The organism is Gammaproteobacteria bacterium (genome assembly GCA_029882975.1).
Lineage (GTDB): Bacteria > Pseudomonadota > Gammaproteobacteria > SZUA-152 > SZUA-152 > JAJDNG01.
In genome coordinates, this window is record JAOUJW010000029.1 from 47,161 (window position 1) to 66,426 (window position 19,266).

At 50.4% G+C, this 19,266-nt stretch carries 16 protein-coding genes and 1 pseudogene; 11 read left to right on the forward strand and 6 right to left on the reverse strand.

Going from position 1 to position 19,266, the window contains the following annotated elements:
- Positions 1 to 160 precede the first annotated feature (160 nt).
- Complete coding sequence (locus OEY58_17940; GenBank protein ID MDH5327338.1) at positions 161 to 616, forward strand: protein tyrosine phosphatase family protein; 456 nt, start codon at positions 161 to 163, stop codon at positions 614 to 616.
- Entirely contained in the window at positions 609 to 1,388 is a 780-nt protein-coding gene (gene modA, locus OEY58_17945) for a molybdate ABC transporter substrate-binding protein (GenBank protein ID MDH5327339.1), read from the forward strand. Before OEY58_17940 ends, modA begins: the two co-directional genes overlap by 8 nt.
- A 7-nt stretch (positions 1,389 to 1,395) precedes the next feature.
- Here the strand turns inward: modA and OEY58_17950 are convergent, their stop codons facing one another.
- Entirely contained in the window at positions 1,396 to 2,004 is a 609-nt protein-coding gene (locus tag OEY58_17950) for a class GN sortase (protein MDH5327340.1), read from the reverse strand.
- Positions 1,997 to 4,111, reverse strand: a complete 2,115-nt coding sequence (locus OEY58_17955; protein MDH5327341.1) for a marine proteobacterial sortase target protein — start codon at positions 4,109 to 4,111, stop codon at positions 1,997 to 1,999. The genes OEY58_17950 and OEY58_17955 overlap by 8 nt, the downstream gene beginning before the upstream one ends.
- A 331-nt stretch (positions 4,112 to 4,442) precedes the next feature.
- Between OEY58_17955 and modB the strand changes: the two genes are divergently transcribed.
- Positions 4,443 to 5,123 (forward strand): molybdate ABC transporter permease subunit, encoded by a 681-nt coding sequence (modB, locus tag OEY58_17960; protein MDH5327342.1) that lies wholly within the window; start codon positions 4,443 to 4,445, stop codon positions 5,121 to 5,123.
- Positions 5,124 to 5,129: 6 nt separating this feature from the next.
- Entirely contained in the window at positions 5,130 to 6,191 is a 1,062-nt protein-coding gene (gene modC / locus OEY58_17965) for a molybdenum ABC transporter ATP-binding protein (protein MDH5327343.1), read from the forward strand.
- A gap of 7 nt (positions 6,192 to 6,198) precedes the next feature.
- Here modC and OEY58_17970 read toward each other — a convergent pair whose 3' ends face one another.
- Entirely contained in the window at positions 6,199 to 7,086 is an 888-nt protein-coding gene (locus OEY58_17970; protein ID MDH5327344.1) for an ABC transporter substrate-binding protein, read from the reverse strand.
- Between the two features lie 406 nt (positions 7,087 to 7,492).
- Between OEY58_17970 and OEY58_17975 the strand changes: the two genes are divergently transcribed.
- The 5 genes from OEY58_17975 (at position 7,493) to OEY58_17995 (ending at position 13,095) form a co-directional block, all read left to right on the forward strand.
- Positions 7,493 to 9,385 (forward strand): MFS transporter, encoded by a 1,893-nt coding sequence (locus OEY58_17975; GenBank protein MDH5327345.1) that lies wholly within the window; start codon positions 7,493 to 7,495, stop codon positions 9,383 to 9,385.
- A gap of 117 nt (positions 9,386 to 9,502) precedes the next feature.
- Positions 9,503 to 10,333 carry a Ku protein gene (locus OEY58_17980; protein MDH5327346.1) on the forward strand — a complete coding sequence of 277 codons (831 nt, stop codon included), beginning with the start codon at positions 9,503 to 9,505 and terminating at the stop codon, positions 10,331 to 10,333.
- Between the two features lie 12 nt (positions 10,334 to 10,345).
- Positions 10,346 to 11,260, forward strand: coding sequence for a non-homologous end-joining DNA ligase (ligD, locus tag OEY58_17985; GenBank protein MDH5327347.1), 915 nt, complete (start codon positions 10,346 to 10,348; stop codon positions 11,258 to 11,260).
- Positions 11,253 to 12,320, forward strand: coding sequence for a MerR family transcriptional regulator (locus tag OEY58_17990; GenBank protein MDH5327348.1), 1,068 nt, complete (start codon positions 11,253 to 11,255; stop codon positions 12,318 to 12,320). Before ligD ends, OEY58_17990 begins: the two co-directional genes overlap by 8 nt.
- 208 nt (positions 12,321 to 12,528) lie before the next feature.
- Positions 12,529 to 13,095 (forward strand): hypothetical protein, encoded by a 567-nt coding sequence (locus OEY58_17995; GenBank protein MDH5327349.1) that lies wholly within the window; start codon positions 12,529 to 12,531, stop codon positions 13,093 to 13,095.
- A gap of 299 nt (positions 13,096 to 13,394) precedes the next feature.
- Here the strand turns inward: OEY58_17995 and OEY58_18000 are convergent, their stop codons facing one another.
- Positions 13,395 to 15,635, reverse strand: a complete 2,241-nt coding sequence (locus tag OEY58_18000) for a heavy metal translocating P-type ATPase (protein ID MDH5327350.1) — start codon at positions 15,633 to 15,635, stop codon at positions 13,395 to 13,397.
- A gap of 88 nt (positions 15,636 to 15,723) precedes the next feature.
- Positions 15,724 to 16,266 carry an AraC family transcriptional regulator gene (locus tag OEY58_18005; protein ID MDH5327351.1) on the reverse strand — a complete coding sequence of 181 codons (543 nt, stop codon included), beginning with the start codon at positions 16,264 to 16,266 and terminating at the stop codon, positions 15,724 to 15,726.
- Positions 16,267 to 16,964: 698 nt separating this feature from the next.
- On the opposite strand from OEY58_18005, the gene OEY58_18010 reads away from it, so the two are divergent.
- Together OEY58_18010 and OEY58_18015 are read left to right on the forward strand one after the other, a co-directional pair.
- A complete protein-coding gene (locus tag OEY58_18010) occupies positions 16,965 to 17,294 on the forward strand; it encodes a helix-turn-helix domain-containing protein (protein MDH5327352.1) in 330 nt (109 codons plus the stop codon).
- Positions 17,288 to 18,598 (forward strand): annotated as a pseudogene (locus OEY58_18015) (type II toxin-antitoxin system HipA family toxin). Before OEY58_18010 ends, OEY58_18015 begins: the two are co-directional and overlap by 7 nt.
- A 29-nt stretch (positions 18,599 to 18,627) precedes the next feature.
- On the opposite strand, the gene OEY58_18020 reads toward OEY58_18015, so the two are convergent.
- A partial coding sequence (locus OEY58_18020) for a UPF0149 family protein (GenBank protein ID MDH5327353.1) occupies positions 18,628 to 19,266 on the reverse strand: 639 nt, incomplete at its 5' end.

Sequence of the window (19,266 nt, forward strand, 5' to 3'; positions counted from 1 at the left end):
ACTTAGGGGTAAGAACATCCTAGGGAGCATACATTGAGCGAAATAAAATCGAAAACCAATAAACGACTAAACTGGTATGATGTAATCCTTTTACAGAATTGCCTGAAACCAGTGACTCAATTATCGCAGAGAACTCATCAACCAGTTTCCTATTCCACTCATGTCCATTAAAACCATTCTAAACTACCTCCCCATTTCCCCTCTCCTTGACACAGCGGGGCAACCCAACACCAAACAACTTCACGCCTTAGGAGCGGAGGGATATCGCTGCGTCATCAATCTGGCCATGCACAACAGTGATAACGCGGTAGCGGAGGAAGCGCAAATTCTACAATCGAACGGTATTTCGTATCACCACATTCCCGTGCCCTTCGATGCGCCTCAGCTGGATCAGTTCCACCAATTTTGTGACATTATGCGAACCAATGCCAACTGCAAAACCCTGGTGCATTGCGCGCTTAATATGCGTGTCAGTGTTTTTGTGGCTCTGTATCGCATTCACGAACAGCAGTATCCTTTACAACAAGCTTGGGAGGATATACGCCAAATTTGGGAACCCGATGCAGTGTGGAGCCAATTTATGGAAACTGTGCTGGAACTTCACCCTCATGTCTAAAACATCAATGCCTGCAATCCAACGATACACTGCCTTGCTATTACTATGCTTGGCGGTACCCGGTAACGGTGCGGATAAAATTCGAATTGCAGTTGCCAGTAACTTCGTCGCATGCATGAAAAACCTGGACACCGTATATGTCAAACAATCACAGCAACAAACCTTGCTGTCTTTTGCCTCCACTGGAAAACACTATGCACAAATCATCAACGGCGCCCCCTTTGATGTTTTTCTGGCGGCCGATGTACAACGCCCACAAATACTGGAACAAAAAGGCTATGCCGTTCGAGGCTCACGTTTCACCTATGCCTTGGGCCAATTGGTCTTATGGAGTCCGATGAAGTCTGTGGACGACAATACTCTGCAGCACGGGCACTACAGGCGTTTGGCCATCGCCAATCCCCGCTTGGCGCCCTATGGACAAGCCGCCATGGAGGCTTTGAAAAACTTAAAACTGGAATTAAAACCTTCGCAATTGGTACGAGGAGAAAACATCAACCAGGCTTATCAATATGTTCTAAGTGGCAATGCTGATCTGGGTTTACTGGCATACTCTCAAATCAAACCCCAAATCAAACCCCAAATCAAATCCCAACTCAAACCACTTATCGCAAAAACCGACTATTGGCTGTTGCCGGATGATTTATACCAGTCTATCGAACAACAGGCCATACAACTCCAGGAGGGAGAAGCCGCTAGTGCGTTCATGAAGTTTCTTCGTTCCGCGACCGCCAGGGATATTATTCAGGACTGCGGTTACCGAGCGCCTTAGAGCCCCTTCAAGTCAGCAGCCCTCCCGGTGTACACGTGCTGCCTTGAGGCAGCTGGGCTGCCAGTACTACATACCGTTGGCTCCCCCCTGTTTGCAGTGCATTGAAGGGATAGCAGGTAATGAGCATTAGCTCTTCACCGGAAGACTCAGAGGAAACCCACAAAGCGTTACGTACATCGATTACCCGACGTTTCTCCACCGAGTAGAGCACATCAGGTCTGGCGGGCCGCTGCAGACACAACACATCACCGTCACGTAAATCCTGTACAAATCGAAAATGAGTATCCCTGTGGGCACTGATCACAGTAAATCCCGGCATTTGCTCCGATTGCACCAGGCCGGGGGCAAAAGCCAGGCTGTTCCCCTGATTTCCGGCCAAAACAATAAGATCCTGATCCAGTCGCTGTACACGCAGGCGCGCCACCGGTCGAGTATCGGCCCATGGCCAGGGTTTATGTCGGTTATCACCGGCCGCCAGGTTTTTTTCCCAGGCTTGTTGCAGCAACACCTGCGCCAGTTGCGCCTTCAGTGGAATATACACCGCCTTGGCAGTAAGCCCCAGCCCTGCAATCAGCAGAGCCAGCACGGCAAATTTGTACGGTTTAGAATTAAGCATGACAACCTCTCTTCTCTATCCTCTGCTTGCGTACAGACAATCCAAGCATTCCCAGAGCGCAGATCAGCAACAACAGTCCCAGCCCTAACTGCAGTTCATATTCAGCGGCAGTACGGGGCATGGCACCAAAAATCTTTTCGTATTGTTGACCCTGGGGTAGATTGCCGGCCACATCTGTTCGCTTCAATGACTCGTCCGCAGGCCGAACCGGCGTAACATCAACAGCCACCAGACTGGTGTAGCGACTGACCAAGTGATGCTTCAGCGCCACGTCCACAACTTGCTGACGAATACTATCCTTGTCTTCGCCGTCACTGAGGCTATCCATTAAGCTTGCAATTTTCCGGCGAGCCCAGTGTACCGCCACGCCGCTGTCGTCTGCGCCTTGACGGTTATCCAGGTTCACTTTCCAGTGCTGTTGTCCTTGTTTGCCTTTTATCACCAGACTTTGTTCCTGAGCGGTAGAGCGCAACACCAGCATGATGGGCTCACCGGCGTAGAGATCGGGTATACGCTGGGGAAACTGCTCCACTGCCGCCGTTGCATTCGCCCCGTCAAACTCCACCCGAATATCCGCCATCACCGGTGTTTCCAATTTACTGAACAAATTGGACATTTTTTCTTGCACCTCATTTAAATCGCCAATATAGGTAAACGTACCACGCCCAAACTGCGCTGCTTTCGTCATGAAAAAGCTGTTGGGCGCAGAACCAATACCCACGGTAAACAAGCGACTGCTGCCCAAGTGCTGTTTTATCAGAGTAAACAAGGCCCGTTCATTGCCCACACTGCCATCGGTAAGAAAAATGACCTGACGTACTCTGGAAGAATGTTCTACGTTTTGTTGCAAAGCCGCACGTAAGGCAGACGCCATTTCGGTACCACCCCCGGCTTGCAATGAACGCACATAATTTTTAGCCGTTTCAAGATTGGCATAGTCGGCGGGCACCGCCGCGGGAAACAAGCTGTCCGTGGTGGAATTGAACTGAATTACGTTAAACCAGTCCTGAGAACGCAGGCGGGACAGAGCCAGCAACAAAGACTGCCGCGCCTGTTCTATGGACGTACCCCCCATGGAACCGGACGTATCAATAATGTAGATGACTTCTTTACCCAATACCGTGGTTTGAACCTGCAAGTTCGGAGGCATAACCATCAACATCTGATAGGTCTCACCCTCTTTTTGTTGAGTAAACAAAGCGGCACGGGGCTCTTTGCCCGGTTTCGGCGTCCATGTCAATTCAAAGTCTCGATCGGAAGGTACGGTTCCAGCCGCCAAAGACACTTGGTAGTGTCCCACCCCCAGCCGTTGCGCCGTTACCGGGTGATAACGGCTCTTTACCTCTTGCAGAGGAAAACCGCTGTTCAATTCAATCGCCAGGCTGACCGGGTTCACCTGACCCTCGACAGGACGAACCACCGGGGGGGTAATGGCTGAGGCATCCCCAACCTGGTCCGTGTTCAAGGCCCAACCGTTTCCCTGGGTTTGCAGTTGCTCTTCAGTGTAGGTGGGCCGGCCGGGAATATACCGGGGCGTAATAGCCATTGGGAATCGCAGCGCAAAACGGCCTTGGTCATAACGCAAGGTTTGCTGGTATTCGATAGTCACCGTCAATGACTCACCCGGTGCTATATTCGCCACCGAATTGGTGAACATATTGGGTCGTTGTTGCTCGACCAGCGCAGCCTTCTGACCCCGGGATTTTGCTTGTTCATAAACGCGACGCGCCTGCTCTCGTTCTTTGATAAGGCCCTGGATAATCCGTTCTCCCACAATCATGTTCATATGATCGACGGCCGCATCTTCAGGCAAGGGGAAGACATACACCCCTTCCACCCATTGGTCAGTGCTATTGGTAAATTTCTGCTCCACCACACAACGAGCTATGAGCCCGGTAACGGACATACTCACTTTGGTCTCCAATGTAGGCGCCATGAAGTAACGGTCACCGTCACCGCGAAACAAAAACTGTCCTTGTTTCACTTCATTCATGCTGGTTTCCGGCAAATCAAATAGCGTCGCGGCAACGCTTTGCCAACTCAACAGCAACAACGCCCATGCCATACACCAGCTATAGGGGGAAAGGAATAGGAACTTGTTTTTCATAACTACCTCTACTCAACTGTCTGGACCCGGCGCACGCCGGATTAATTGCTCCTTGGAATACGTATTTCAGTGTAAAAGTCATATGTGACGATTCCGTGCAGGAGATTGGGAAATTACTCGCAAATCCCCGGCCCGGTTAACATATGGCACCAACCGCTGCACTGGAGCTATTAATAAGTAAACAACTCATCTGTGACATCATCCGGTGTGAATTCTGATGTTTAAGGGTTCAATTGTGACCAAATGTGGCAAAGCTATGTTGAACTGTCCCACCCCGTCCCTTTGTGCTAATTTATTGATATCATGAAAAAATCAAAAATCGGATCAATCCATGTTTAGCCCGGCAGACGTGACAGCCTTAGTGCTGACCCTGCAACTGGCCGGTGTCAGCACTCTGATTCTATTGCTACTGGGTACTCCCCTGGCCTGGTGGTTAAGTCAAACCCAATGGCGCTTCAAGTTCCTATTGGAAGCGATGATCGCCCTGCCACTGGTTCTGCCACCTACCGTGCTGGGGTTTTATCTATTGCTGGCACTGGGTCCCCATGGGCCTTTGGGAGGACTCATGGTGGCGCTGGGTGCCCAACCCTTGGCATTCAGTTTTACCGGCTTAGTCATTGGCTCCGTGTTTTATTCCCTGCCCTTTGTGGTGCAGCCCTTGCAGGATGCTTTTGCAAGACTGGGCTCCAGACCATTGGAAGTGGCTGCGACTTTGCGCGCCTCCCCTCTGGATCGTTTTTTCACGGTCGCAGTCCCCCTGGCCAGACCCGGTTTTATCACGGCGATGGTATTGGGCTTCGCCCATACAGTGGGTGAATTCGGTGTAGTCTTGATGATTGGCGGCAATATACCGGGCGAAACCCAAGTGGTGTCCATTGCCATATATGATCATGTGGAAAGCATGGACTACTCCCACGCCCACAACCTATCAGCGCTGCTATTGCTTATGTCTTTCGCAATGTTGGTGACTGTGTACACCTTGAACCGGCGCTTTCGAATGGCTCAGGTATAATCCGATATGGAAATCCAAATTCACCTGCAACTGCGTCGTGATCACTTCCGCCGTGATATTGATATCCAACTTCCAGGTAATGGTATCAGCGCAGTTTTTGGACCTTCCGGCTGCGGTAAAACCACACTGTTACGTGCCATTGCCGGTTTGGACCGTCACCGTGGAAATTTATCCGTGGGAGGACAGGTCTGGCAGGATGATTCCACCTTTTTGCCCACCCATCAGCGTCCTTTGGCCTATGTATTTCAGGAAGCCAGTTTGTTTCAACACCTAAATGTACAACAAAACCTGGAATACGGCTTAAAACGAATAGCGCCGGGACAACGCAAAATCTCTCTGGAACAATGCATAACTCTATTAGGCATAGAACCGCTACGCTCCCGCCGGCCGCAACAATTATCCGGCGGAGAAACCCAGCGCGTTGCCATCGCCAGAGCTTTGGCGGTGAGCCCACAACTGTTGTTAATGGATGAGCCGCTCACGGCCCTGGACTCTCAACGTAAACAGGAGATACTGCCGTACATAGAGTCATTGCAACAGGAACTCGACATTCCCGTGATTTACGTAAGCCACTCTGCGGACGAAGTTGCACGGCTGGCGGATACTCTGGTTTTGTTGGATCAACAAACACAAATCTACGGTCCTATTCAGGATATGCTAACCCGTTTGGACCTGCCCTTGGCACATCAGCCCGACGCCGAAGCATTAATCCAAGCCACTGTTGCGGAGCACGATCAACAATTCCAACTCACTTATCTGGACTGTCCTGCAGGCCGCTTCAGTGTGGCACACAAACACCTCGCCCCGGGCACCCAGGTACGCCTGCGCATCGCTGCCCGCGATGTGAGTATCACCCTGGAACAACAAAGCAACACCAGCATACTCAATATTTTCCCGGCCACTATCGAAGCCATGCAGGACGAAGGACCTGCACAGGTCATGCTACGTTTAAATCTAAACGGTGTTTTGCTGCTGGCGCGTATCACTCGAAAATCTGCAACAACGTTGCAGTTGAGCCAAGGTAAAAAGGTATATGCACAGGCCAAGAGCGTGGCTTTACTGGCTTAAATAGGCCTTATGATATTGTCGCAATCAAACGCTCATAGGCATGCGCTTGTTTGATCAAACCATTAAACTGAAATATCTCCACCAGTTTGTGATACGCCTCGGGTGAAATCTCCGTATTGTAGCTCCAGCATCCCATGGCTTTATAAGTATCTATGGTATGGCGCAGTACTTCGGTATCGGTGTCACGAAAGAACCCGCCTTGTTTGAGCTGCTGAGCCAATATCAAAGCCTCGGTGTCCACCACATAAGTGCGCCCTTGTTGATACGCCCGCATGAAGGCTTTAGCCATATCGGTCCGTAACCATTCCCGGGTACAACACAAACTGCTGAATGCGACCGGACCAATGGCTGCACCGATGCTGGCAACAATATGCCCCACACCATCCTGCTCCAGTTGTTGCGGTGCCGGTCCCTGCTGATGCACATAATCTCCGCGACCTTCCCGAAAGGCTTTATCCATCGCCGCTACATCACCGGCATCGATAACCTTTAACGTATTAAAATCCACGTTGTGCTGGTGGAGTAGATACTTGAGCATGGCCAGGGGCTGGAACAAATGATCCACCAACACCTCCTTACCCGCCAGATCGCCCCATTGGAACTGCGGTTGCGGCTGTCGGCCTGCCAGGAAAAAACCATCACGCTCGTTGATCTGGGCAAAATGCACAATGGGGCTTTCCTCGCCGCGTTCCAATACTTCAAAACCCGTGGCCACCGCCGATTGCGCCAGGTGAAACTCACCGGACAGTAATCGCTCCGGTACACTTTGTCCCGGCTGAACAGGGTCGTAGACATAATCCAGGCCTTGCCGATTTAAAAACCCACCCACCATAGTGATGAGCAAAGGGCTGTAAAATGCCGAATGGCGCAAAGCGGTGATGCGGATTTGGGTCATGGCGCTACCGTTCCTTTTGATGGATAATTTCCCAATTGATGAGTACAGAGTTTAGCATTTAATACCTACTAAAAAACCCACCATCCCGTAGACTGGATTAGCGCAGCGTAATCCGGTAGCAGTCTTTACTATAACCACATACTCTATCAAGCAACAGGTCGTGGTGAATGCGCACCTCGCGCCCGCGTGGGCACAAAGAGCGTGCCCACCCTTCAAAAACTACTGCAAAAGGATTAATACAAGCTGCTGATTGCAGCCACTGTGGTAATTTTCTATGGTACATATTCTATGGTAGACAAAAGCCATTGCATAATTCATAACCACCATAAAAACAAAACCTCAATATGACATTGCGCTGATTTATGCATACACTTGTGGCAATCATTCAAAACCGGATAAACATGCCATGGCCGAACACAGCCAATTTCGACTGATAATGCAACGACGTTTCGGTCCGTTTTTTCTTACCCAATTGCTGGGTGCCTTTAACGATAATGTGTATAAAAACGCCTTGATGGTGTTGCTGGCTTTTCAGGGTGCCGCCATGATCGAGATGGACAGCAACACCTTACTTAATTTATGTGCCGGTTTGTTCATACTGCCATTTTTTCTGTTTTCCGCCAGTGCCGGCCAACTGGCGGACAAGTACGAAAAATCCAAACTCATCCGTCTGATCAAACTACTGGAAATTTTTATCATGACCGGCGCAGCTTTGGCCTTTTATTTTAAAAGCGTCTTTTGGCTTATCGGTCTGCTGTTTTTGATGGGTTTGCAATCCACTCTATTCGGCCCGGTAAAATACAGCATACTGCCACAACACTTGCGTGATACGGAACTGGTGGGCGGCAATGCCTTGGTGGAAAGCGGTACCTTTGTAGCCATATTACTGGGCACCATTGCCGGAGGTATTTTGGTGGGTTACGGTGACGTTGGCCTGTACCTGGTATCGGCCGTGGTGATTGCGGTGGCTGTTTTCGGCTACATCAGCAGTTATTACATCCCCAGCTCAGCCCCTGCCGATGCCGGTTTGAAAATCAACTGGAACCCTATCACTGAAACCTGGAGCACCTACAAATTTGCTCGACAAAACCGCTCAGTATTTCTATCGATTCTGGGTGTATCCTGGTTCTGGTTTTTCGGAGCTATCTACCTCACCCAAATCCCCAACTACAGCAAGCTCATTCTGGGCGGTAACGAGCAAGTGGTCACGCTGTTGCTGGCCACTTTCTCAATCGGTATAGGCCTGGGATCTTTATTGTGTGAACGCCTTTCCGGTCACAAAGTGGAATTGGGTCTGGTGCCCTTTGGCTCTATCGGCCTGACACTGTTCTCCGTGGATTTGTATTTCGCCGCGCCACAGGCAATGGGATTGGGAAAGGAGTTGGTGAATGCCACCACGTTCCTGGCTATGGACGGCAGTTGGCGCATCTTATTTGACATAGCGGCCATGGGTATATTTGGCGGCTTCTACGTAGTACCCTTGTATGCCATCATTCAGCAACGCTGCGCCGCCAGTCATCGCTCCCGCATTATTGCCGGCAATAATATTCTTAACGCTTTTTTCCTGGTAGGTTCCTCCCTGTTGGCCACCGTATTTCTCAGCCACTGGAATTTTTCCATACCGGAGTTGTTCCTAGCAGTGGCGGCATTGAACGCCATCGTGGCTATCTATATCTACAGTTTATTACCCGAATTTCTCATGCGTTTTATCGTCTGGGTTCTGATTCACACCGTCTACCGTGTCGACGAGAAAGGTTTGGAAAACATCCCCGACGAAGGCGCGGCTGTGCTGGTATGCAACCATGTAAGTCTGGTTGATGCCCTGGTGATCGCCGGTTGCATCCGTCGCCCGGTACGGTTTGTCATGTACTACAAGATTTTTCAAATTTCTCTATTGAGTTTTGTGTTTAAAACCGCCAAAGCCATCCCTATCGCCGGCATTAAAGAAAATCCACAACTGATGGAGAAAGCCTTTGACGAAATCAGTGCTGCACTGCGCCAGGGGGAACTGGTGTGCATCTTCCCGGAAGGCAAACTCAGCAGCGACGGCAGCATCAACACCTTTCGCCCCGGCGTGGAACGCATTCTGGAAAGAGATTCGGTACCGGTGTACCCCATGGCCTTGCGCGGCCTGTGGGGCAGTTTTTTCAGCCGCAAAGACGGCAGCGCCATGGGGACCATTCCCAAACGCTTCTGGTCCAAAATTGCCTTTGTCGTTGGCAATCCGGTGGCCGCCTCTGCGGCTACGGCTCCCGCCTTGGAGCTGGAAGTGAAACACCTTCGCGGGGACTGGCAGTAACCTTGTCGGTTTGTGCGATGGTGCACGCTCGCAAATAAAGAAACCTCTCAAGTCGTCGATAAGCTTATAAAGCAACAACTTCCTTGACGACGATTCCAAAACGAGAGGTTTTGAACTATGGCTCCACGCGCAACCTGGACGGGTCACTTAAAAATTTCCTTAATTAACATCCCGGTAAAACTCTACACGGCGGTAAGCACCAGCAGCAGCCGAGTCAAACTCAATATGTTGCATGGCGATTGCCTGCAACGAGTGAAACAGTTTTACCAGTGCCCGGAACACGGTCCGGTGGAACGCAGCGATATTGTCAAAGGCTACGAATTCGAAAAAGGTAAATATCTGGAAATCGACGATAGCACTTTAAAAAACATTCGCCTGGAGACCACCAAAATCATTGAAATCGTCTCCTTTGTGAACAAATCCCAGATCGATCCCATTTATTTCAACTCCCACTACTATATGGCTCCCGATGCCGTGGGCGAAGAAGCCTATCGGGTATTCAAGGAAACCCTTGATCGCAATGAAAAAATTGCCATCGGCCGAGTGGTCATGAGCGGTCGGGAACACACCGTACGCATCGCCCCCAAAGACAAAGGACTCAGCCTCACCACCCTGCACTTTGCCAAGGAAGTGCGCAAAACCGACGCCTATTTTGAAGACATCAAAACCTCCGAAGTACCCAAAGAACAGGTGGATATGTTCTCGCAACTGATCAACGGCATGGCGGCGGAGGTGGACCCCACCAATCTGGTGGACCGTTACGAAGAAGCGCTGGTGGAAGTCATTAAAGCCAAAATCGAAGGTCGCGAACCCGAGGTGCAAGTGGAAACCGAGGCAGCCAAAACCGTGGACTTTATGGAAGCTCTGCGCGCCAGTGTGGCCGCAGAAAACATTCCCAAAAAGCCCGCTGCGGAAGCCGAAGCCGACAAAGACAGCAAGACCGGATAAGCGGCGTTCGCCATGCTCGACCCTATTGAGCCCATGCTGGCCCAGGCCCGAGCCGAGGCCTTTGACGACGATCGCTATTTGTTTGAAATCAAATGGGATGGCACCCGAGCCCTGTGCTACACCGGCAACGGCGACAAAACCTGGCGCATACGCAATCGCCGCGGTATCTGGATAGAAACTCGCTACCCGGAATTGGCGGAACTGGCGACATTGCCGGCAGACACCATTATCGATGGCGAAATTGTGGTTTTGGACAATGGCCAACCCTCCTTTCCCAAACTGCAACAACGCGACGGCCTCAGCGATCCGCTGCGCATCGAACTGTTGAGCCAAAGCATGCCCGTGACCTTTGTGGCCTTTGATATACTGGCGCTGCAAGGCCGGGACTTGCGCGCGACCCCGCTGCAACAACGCCGGGAGCAGTTGAAGACCCTGTTGCAAGCCCATGAATTTAAACATGTTCTCCATTCAGAATACATTATTGGTAAGGGCATTCCCTACTTTGCTCAAATCGAAAAAGTGCAATGGGAAGGGGTTATGGCCAAACGCCTGAACAGTACCTATCAAGCGGGTAAACGCTCCGATGACTGGCTTAAAATCAAAGTCAGCCACATGGACGACTTTTGGATCATGGGCTATTCGCAAAGAGACAATAAGGAACCCTTCGTCTCCGCCTTGGCGGTAGGTACCGAAGAAAACGGCCAATGGCGTTATTTCGCCAAAGTGGGCAGCGGCTTTAACGAAGCGCAACGGGCCGCCCTGTTTGAGCACTTAGGCCAAATCCCCGCTCACAACTACCATTTACGGGATGTGCCAGCAGAAATTCGCTGGATTGAACCGCGCCTGCGCGCCAGGATAAAATACCTGGAAATCACCCAGGACCAACGTTTGCGGTCTCCTGTATTTGAATGCTTTGTGAATGACTGAACCCGAAAAATCCCTTCAAAATCAAACGGTCGTCTTTACCGGCAAACTGGCCTGCTGCAACCGCCAACAGGCGCAGCAATGGGTCCAAGCCGCCGGTGCTCGCTGCGTGGGTGCCGTGTCCAAAAAAACCTCTTTAGTGGTGGTGGGCATGCTGGGCTTTCCCGTGCTCAAGGATGGCACCATTAGCAAAACCCTGGCTCAAGCGGAGCAGCTGCAGCAGCAAGGGCTTGATTTAGAAATCATTTCTGAAACCGTGTTACTGGAACGCCTGGGTCGCAAACCGGCTCAAGTCAGCCAAAACGGCTCTATGGAGCTAGCGGCTGCGGCTAAATTGCTACAGGTAACAGAAACGGATATACGCCGTTGGGAGCAATTCGGGCTGGTACGGCTGCAACAGGGCAAAGTTTCGTTCCAGGATCTGGTATCCCTACGCAATATCGCCCAGCTACTAAAGCAGGGTTTAAATATTGAAAGCATCAACCGCACTCTGCATGCGCTGCAAACCTTGATTCCCGATTTACAACGCCCATTGGCCCAGGCAAGGCTGTTGCAGCACGGCGATCAGTCCCTATTGGTGGAACTGCAGGGCGTGACAATGAACAGCAGCGGTCAGTTGTTACTGGATTTTGATGCTGCCGAAGCAGCGGATCAAGCACCCAAAACCAAAGCCATAGCTCCCCAAGTCCCAGCCCCTGGCAAGCATACAACGCTTGCGGATACAGCCTTACCCCAAGCGGAACAGCACCGGCGACAACAGGACTACGCCCAAGCCATAGAACACTACCGCCACCACCTGCAGCAGCATGAAAACGATGCCCTGGCCTGGTACAACCTGGGCTACTGCCTGGATGAAACCGGCGAATTACTGCAAGCCGCCCACGCCTTCGAACAAGCCATTGCCCTGCAACACGACTACACCGACGCCATTTTCAACCTGGCGCGCTGCTATGAGCGCCTGCACCAGCACCAAAACGCCCTGCCTCACTGGAAACGCTATGTGGAGCTGGATGGTAAAAGTGAATGGGGCAAAATCGCGCGGCGGTTTATTCATTACGGTTAACCCCCCTTTACCGTCCAGCTCTCGCTTCCGCCTTTCGGTTTCTCCGTACACAACAAGCACCATCACTTATTATTATGGAAACATCAAATAGCTTAAAGAATGGCCTTTTTATTGCATTCTTTTTATAGCCTTAGTAGATAAGCCAAATTTGGCGTCTATACTATCCAAGGAAGATTCATCTTATTATTCTAGAAGGGGTTTGTAACACATGGTCAACTTCCGCAAGTTGTTTAGCTCTGAAACAATTACCAGCCATTCCATGTTTTCCAACATCAGCAAAGACAGTCCCTATCAAATTCTGGCACCGGGTACGGAGATCATTTACGATGTTAATTTGATCAAGCAACTGACCGCGGAACACGACTCCATGCTGGCCACATTGCATAAAGTGGTCAATGCCATTGATAGTGGTGATTACAAAAAAATGCGCAAAAAACTGAAGTTTTTTCTATCCATCTTCAACGATCACACCCTGAAAGAGTACAGCAAGCTTTATGTGTTTTTAGATTATATTTACCGCGGCGAGCGAGAAAATCACCGAATCGTTATGTACTTTCGTCAGGAAATGAACGAAATAGGTAAAACCGTGCGCACCTATGCCAATTACTGGGTTGATCGCGGCGTTGACCATCTCACTATTGAAGATTTTAACTACCAAACCAAATACATCTCTGACTTGCTCACCACCCGCATCGAGGCGGAAGAAGAGCAGTTATATGAACTTTATAACAAAGCCCCCAGCCGAATTTTGCGCTCCAGGATTTGGAATCATTAATCCTGTGTAGTTTAGCAAAGGTGGGTTGCTAACCCACCCTTGCACACATCGTCCCCCGTAACCGTAGACAGGATTAGCGCAGCGTAATCCGGTAGCAGACTTTAATATAACCACATACCCTATCAAGCAACAGGTCATTGGTGAAGGCACACCTTTCGCCCGCGTGGGCACAAAGGGCGTGCCCACTCTACATAAACAAACTGAGGAAAAACTCTCTGCGCACTACGACGATTTCGCCATCCAAAACCACCAGACGATTAAGGCGATCAGACCCAACCCTGCGATATTTACTAACACACTCATGTAGGTTCTCCCGGTTTGAACCAACGCAGGCGGTTGGCATTGCTGACGACCGTAACGGATGACAAGGCCATGGCCGCCCCCGCGATCATGGGGTTCAACAACAAACCCATCACGGGATACAACACACCGGCAGCGATAGGTATACCCAAGGTGTTGTAAACGAAGGCACCAAATAGATTTTGTTTGATATTACGCACGGTGGCTTGCGAAATAGCGATGGCATCCACCACGCCGTGCAAGGAACCGCGCATTAAGGTAATGTCGGCGCTTTCAATGGCCACATCGGTTCCCGTGCCAATAGCAAAACCCACATCGGCTCGAGCCAATGCCGGAGCATCGTTGATACCGTCTCCCACCATACCCACGATCTGACCACGGCTTTGCAACAGCGCCACCTTATTGGCTTTGTCTTGGGGCAGCACTTCAGCAATGACTTCATCGATACCCACTTCTTTGGCCACGGCCTGGGCGGTGACAATATTGTCCCCGGTAAGCAATACCACGTTCAAACCCTGACGATGCATACGTGCTATCGCCGCCCTGGAATCCTGCTTTATCGGGTCTGCCACACTGATAAGCCCCAGCAACCGCTCCTGTACCGCCAAAAACATGGGAGTCTCTGCCTTTTGCGTCAACTCTTTTGCCTTTGCATCCAAGGCGTCCAAGCTAATATTAAAACCACTCATAAACTTACGGTTACCCAACATCACCGATTGAGTTCCCACACGCGCCATGACGCCCTGCCCTGCGATGGCGGTGAAGTCACTGATCCCTTCCAAAGCCAGTTGCCGCTCCTTAGCTGCATTGACGATGGCTTCCGCCAGCGGGTGCTCTGATGCTGTTTCCAATGCTGCGGCTAAACTCAAAACTTGATCTTCTTTTGCATCTCCCACCGCGAGCACTTGGGTAACACTGGGCTTGCCTTCGGTGACCGTGCCGGTCTTGTCCAACACAATGGTCGTTAACCGGCCCGCCTGTTGCAGCGCATCTCCATTACGAATCAAGGTACCGAACTCTGCCGCCTTACCAACACCGGCCATAATAGAGATCGGCGTCGCCAAACCCAAGGCACAAGGACACGCGATGATCAATACGGTCATAGCTGTGATAATGGCATAAGTCACCGGCTGAGCAACGCCGGAAAAATTAAACCAAATAAGAAAAGTCAACACGGCAACAATGAGGACACTGGGCACAAACACCGCAGCGACTTTATCCACCAGACGACCAATGGCCGGTTTGGATGACTGCGCCGTACGTACCATCTCGATAATCTGTGATAAGGCGGTATCTTTACCGATTCGTTTGGCTTGAAATAAAAAACTGCCGGTTTTGTTGATGGTACCTGCGGAAACCGCATCACCCGCTTGTTTTTGTACCGGTACCGGCTCACCGCTTAACATGGACTCATCCACACTGGAATGTCCGTCAATAACCACACCATCCACGGCTATGCGTTCGCCCGGACGCACTCGCAGAGTTTCGTCCAGCCCCACCTCCTCGATAGGCACATCGGTTTCCACACCGTCACGCAACACCCGTGCGGTTTTGGGTTGCAGACCGATTAGGCGTTTAATTGCCTGTGAGGTTTTACCCCGAGCCCGCATTTCCAAGGCGGAACCGAAATTGATCAAAGCGATGATAATGGCAGCCGCTTCAAAGTAGGCATGCTGAGCCGTAGGGGGAACCAACTGGGGAAACGCCAGAATGATCATAGAATAGGCCCAGGCCGTGCCCGTACCCAGAGCAATCAGCGTATCCATATTGGCGTTGTGATTGCGGGCGGATTTCCAGGCTCCGGTAAAGAAGTGACCACCGGAATACACCAGGACCCCCACCGTTAACAATCCGACCACCAACCAAAAGCCTCTCCCGGCGAGCGTCTCAAACGTCGGCAGTAAGCCGGACATACCCAATACAAACTGAGGCACACCTAGCACCGCTGCGGCTGCCGCTTTTTTCAAAAGGCTGCGGTAATAAGCCATTTCCACTGCTTCTTTTTCAGTCTCGTCAGCAGCACTTTTCAATTCTGCGGCATCGTAGCCGGCGGCTCTGACGGCATCAATAATTGCCTGCACTGCCGCATCGCCCTCTACCATAGCCGTGTGCTCGGCAAAATTGACACTCACGGCCGACACACCTTGCACCGAACGCATAGCATCCTCTACGGCGGCGACACAGCCGGCACAACTCATGCCGGAAACGGATAATCGTGTAGGGTTGGCTTGTGATGACATAATAACCTCTGGCTGAATCGCTTATAGGCAAACTATAGAGTATGCGGCGTAAATTGTTTTACAGCATTATTTGGTGTTGTTGCAGAATTTACACTTTATCCAATGGTTGACGATGCTTGGCGTCTTTGAGACGTTTAAAATGTGTGGGGGTCAAGCCGGTTACCTTCTTAAACTGACTGCTCAAATGAGCCACGCTGCTGTATCCCAGTTGATCGGCGATCTGAGTCAACGTTAGCTCATCGTATACCAGCAATTCCTTAGCCCGCTCAATTTTCTGCTTGATATGATAGTGCTCAATGGTGGTACCTTCCACCGAGGAAAACAAATTACTCAGGTAGTTATAATCGTGATGCAGGCGTTTTTTCAGGTAATCGGACAGTTTAATTTTTTCCAGCGCCTGCTCGTTATGAACCAAGCGGATAATCTCGGACTTAATGCTTTCGATGAGCTGTGTTTTCTTATCATTAACCAGTGCAAATCCCAAGGGCTCTATTTGTTGCTGCAAGTCCTGTAATTGTTGGTCTGTAAGGTCATTTGCAAACTCCAACAACCCCAGGTCAATGACAGCGGGAGATAAACCCAACTGTTCCACCACATTGCCGATGACCAGCTTACAACGATCACAAACCATGTTTTTAATGTAGACCTTCAAATCCCTGCCTTTTGTTTGCACAACAAAACTGTCCCATTTTGAAACAGCCAGGCAAAACTGGCAAGGTATATAAGGCAGGCGCAGGATTGGGTTACGCGACGTGTCTCATACCCCGGGAGTTGTAGCGTTGTTCAGTGTTGTGTAATGCCGACTGTAGAGCACACCGGAACTCCATCATTTCCTCAATGACACTTACAACCAGGACGACTAACTACAGGTTCACAGTGGCACTGTACGACGTGACCTCATTATGGATATTCCCTTAGCCGGTCTTTGGCTGATTCGCTTCAGCCTCACAACCATCGCTAACCCTCACAACCACCCGGGGCACGAGTTTTCTCTAAATCACAGCATTCAAAACAACTTCCGTGTTGCAATTGGAATTCCGTATCAAAATTATTCGGGCCCTCCCTGTCCCCTCTATATTACTAATTCTATTTGCTTTTTACCGGGATATATTGATCTGAGTCAATGGGATCTCAAGGCAGTTCACAACATAACAAAATTCGAATTATTCTGTTGAACAGGCTACCTAATAGACCTATTTAAGTCTGCTATTATTATATATAAATTTATTAGCTCTATTTTGGTTTGTTATTAACATTAATTTACAACAGACTTTTTTTAGACTATTATTTATTAATACATATTTTTGTATACTTTTTTAAGACTATTATATGGATTACTATTCTCTTTCCGACAAAGCCATAGAAAAACAGCTGGGCCAACGCCTGCGTGCCCTGCGTTTGCGCAACAACATTACCCAACAGGAGCTGGCCCAATCCACCAACCTGTCGCTCAATGCCATTAAAGCCATGGAGAATGGGCGCTTCAAGGCTTCCACGCTCATTGCTGTCTTGCGCGAACTGGGCGCTTTGGAAGAGTTGGAACATTTTGTTCCCGACACCCCCATTAGCCCACTACAGTTGGCCAAAATGCAGGGCCGTCAACGCGAGCGCGCCTCCGGCAAACGACAGAAAAATACCAGAGACGAATCCCAATGGTAAAAAAAGTCGATACCGCCGTGGTGCACCTGTGGGGTAAAACCGTGGGGGCCGTGTCCTGGCTGGAACAACGCGGCTATGCCGTGTTTGAATACGACCCCCCATTTTTTAACCACGACTGGGATATTTCACCCATACATATGGGACTGGAGCAAGCCCGTCAAGGTAAGCGGCTGTTTTCCTTTCCCGCGTTAAACAAAGACACGTATCTGGGATTACCCGGTTTGCTTGCCGACGCCCTGCCGGATAAATTTGGCAATCACATCATCGATGCCTGGTTAGCGCGCCAGGGTCGGCCGGCTCAAGGCTTCAGCCCCGTGGAACGCCTCTGCTACACCGGCAAACGTGCCATGGGAGCACTGGAATTTTCCCCGGCAGTGATTGCGAAACACGATAAATCCGTCGCCGTGGACATTGGCGATCTGGTACAACTGGCGCAACATATCATGCAACAACGCCACAGCCTGGATGTGGAATTAGGAACTTCGGATCAAAGCAATAACGATGCGCTCCTGGATATATTACGCGTGGGAACATCCGCAGGAGGGGCTCGCCCAAAAGCGGTTATTGCCATCAACAGCCAGGGCCATGTCTTATCAGGACAAGCCAAAGCACCACCGGACTACGATTATTGGATACTTAAATTTGACGGTGTCACCGACCTGGAACTGGGAGAACCCAAAGGCTATGGGCGTATTGAATACGCTTACCATCTAATGGCACTGGCTGCAGGTATTAGCATGAGCCCTTGCCGATTACTGGAGGAAAACGGACGAGCCCACTTCATGACAAAACGCTTTGACCGGGAACGGGGTAAAAAACGGCATATGCAATCCCTGTGTGGCATGGCACATTACGATTTCAATCAGGCGGGGGCTTACAGCTACGAACAGGCCTTCGGCATTATGCGTCAATTGCGCTTGAGTAAAGCCGATGCTCTACAGTTGTACCGCCGTATGGTGTTTAATGTACTGGCGCGCAACCTGGACGACCACAGCAAGAACATCGGGTTTTTGATGAACCCTGATGGTGAGTGGTCCCTGTCGCCGGCTTACGACATCACCTATGCGCATAACCCCGCAAACCAATAAACCAGCCGGCACCAAATGAGCATTCAAGGTAAACGGGACAATTTCAGCAAAGCGGATTTAGTCGCTGTCGGCAAGTCCATCAGCCTGAGCAAACCGGAACAAATTGTTGATGAAATTCTGGATGCGGTAGCCCAATGGCCTGAGTTTGCCCGACAGGCCGAAGTTAAACCGCAATGGATTGAAAACATTCAATCGCACTTACTATTGAAACTCTAAATGCAAGCTATTCGACGCAAAGCAACAAGTTAGTGCAAACAGCACTTTTTAAACTTTTTCCCACTACCACAAGGACAAGGATCATTACGCCCAACATCCTCATTCTCTTTAACAAAGGGCATGCTCATGACAGGAAACTCTCCGGCCCCCACGTAAGGAAAACTGTCTTCATCAAACTCGTCACCCATATCGCCGCCTCGCTTCTCCAGCCACCAAGCGTAAATATCTTGAGCACAGCCGGGTATGGCTTGTTGCATTTGCTCCACTTCCTCATCTGCCATATTATCCAGCATTTCCCAGCCTTTTTGACTGGTAAACATCATAATCGGCAATAACATTTGAGTGACTTCCTGACCGCCGTCGTCCCACAGATCCACGCTCATGGACACGCCGCGCATATAACCCTGACACCATTCATCAACGATAGTGTAGTGTTTACCGTCAACGGTGCGCTCTAAAAAAATGGGATCAAAGTCATCAGGCGAATCCAACAACGTCGAGGCAATCTCATTAAAATGGCGCACCATCAATGACATGACTTTGGAGAAATCTTCCTCCGAGCCCCATTGTGGTTCAAAATCACCCCAGACATGCGGCAACCATTGCGAGGGCATGACGGGAACCGGTCCGCTGACAATGGCTGTGAACATGCCGTCAAGTTCGGAAAT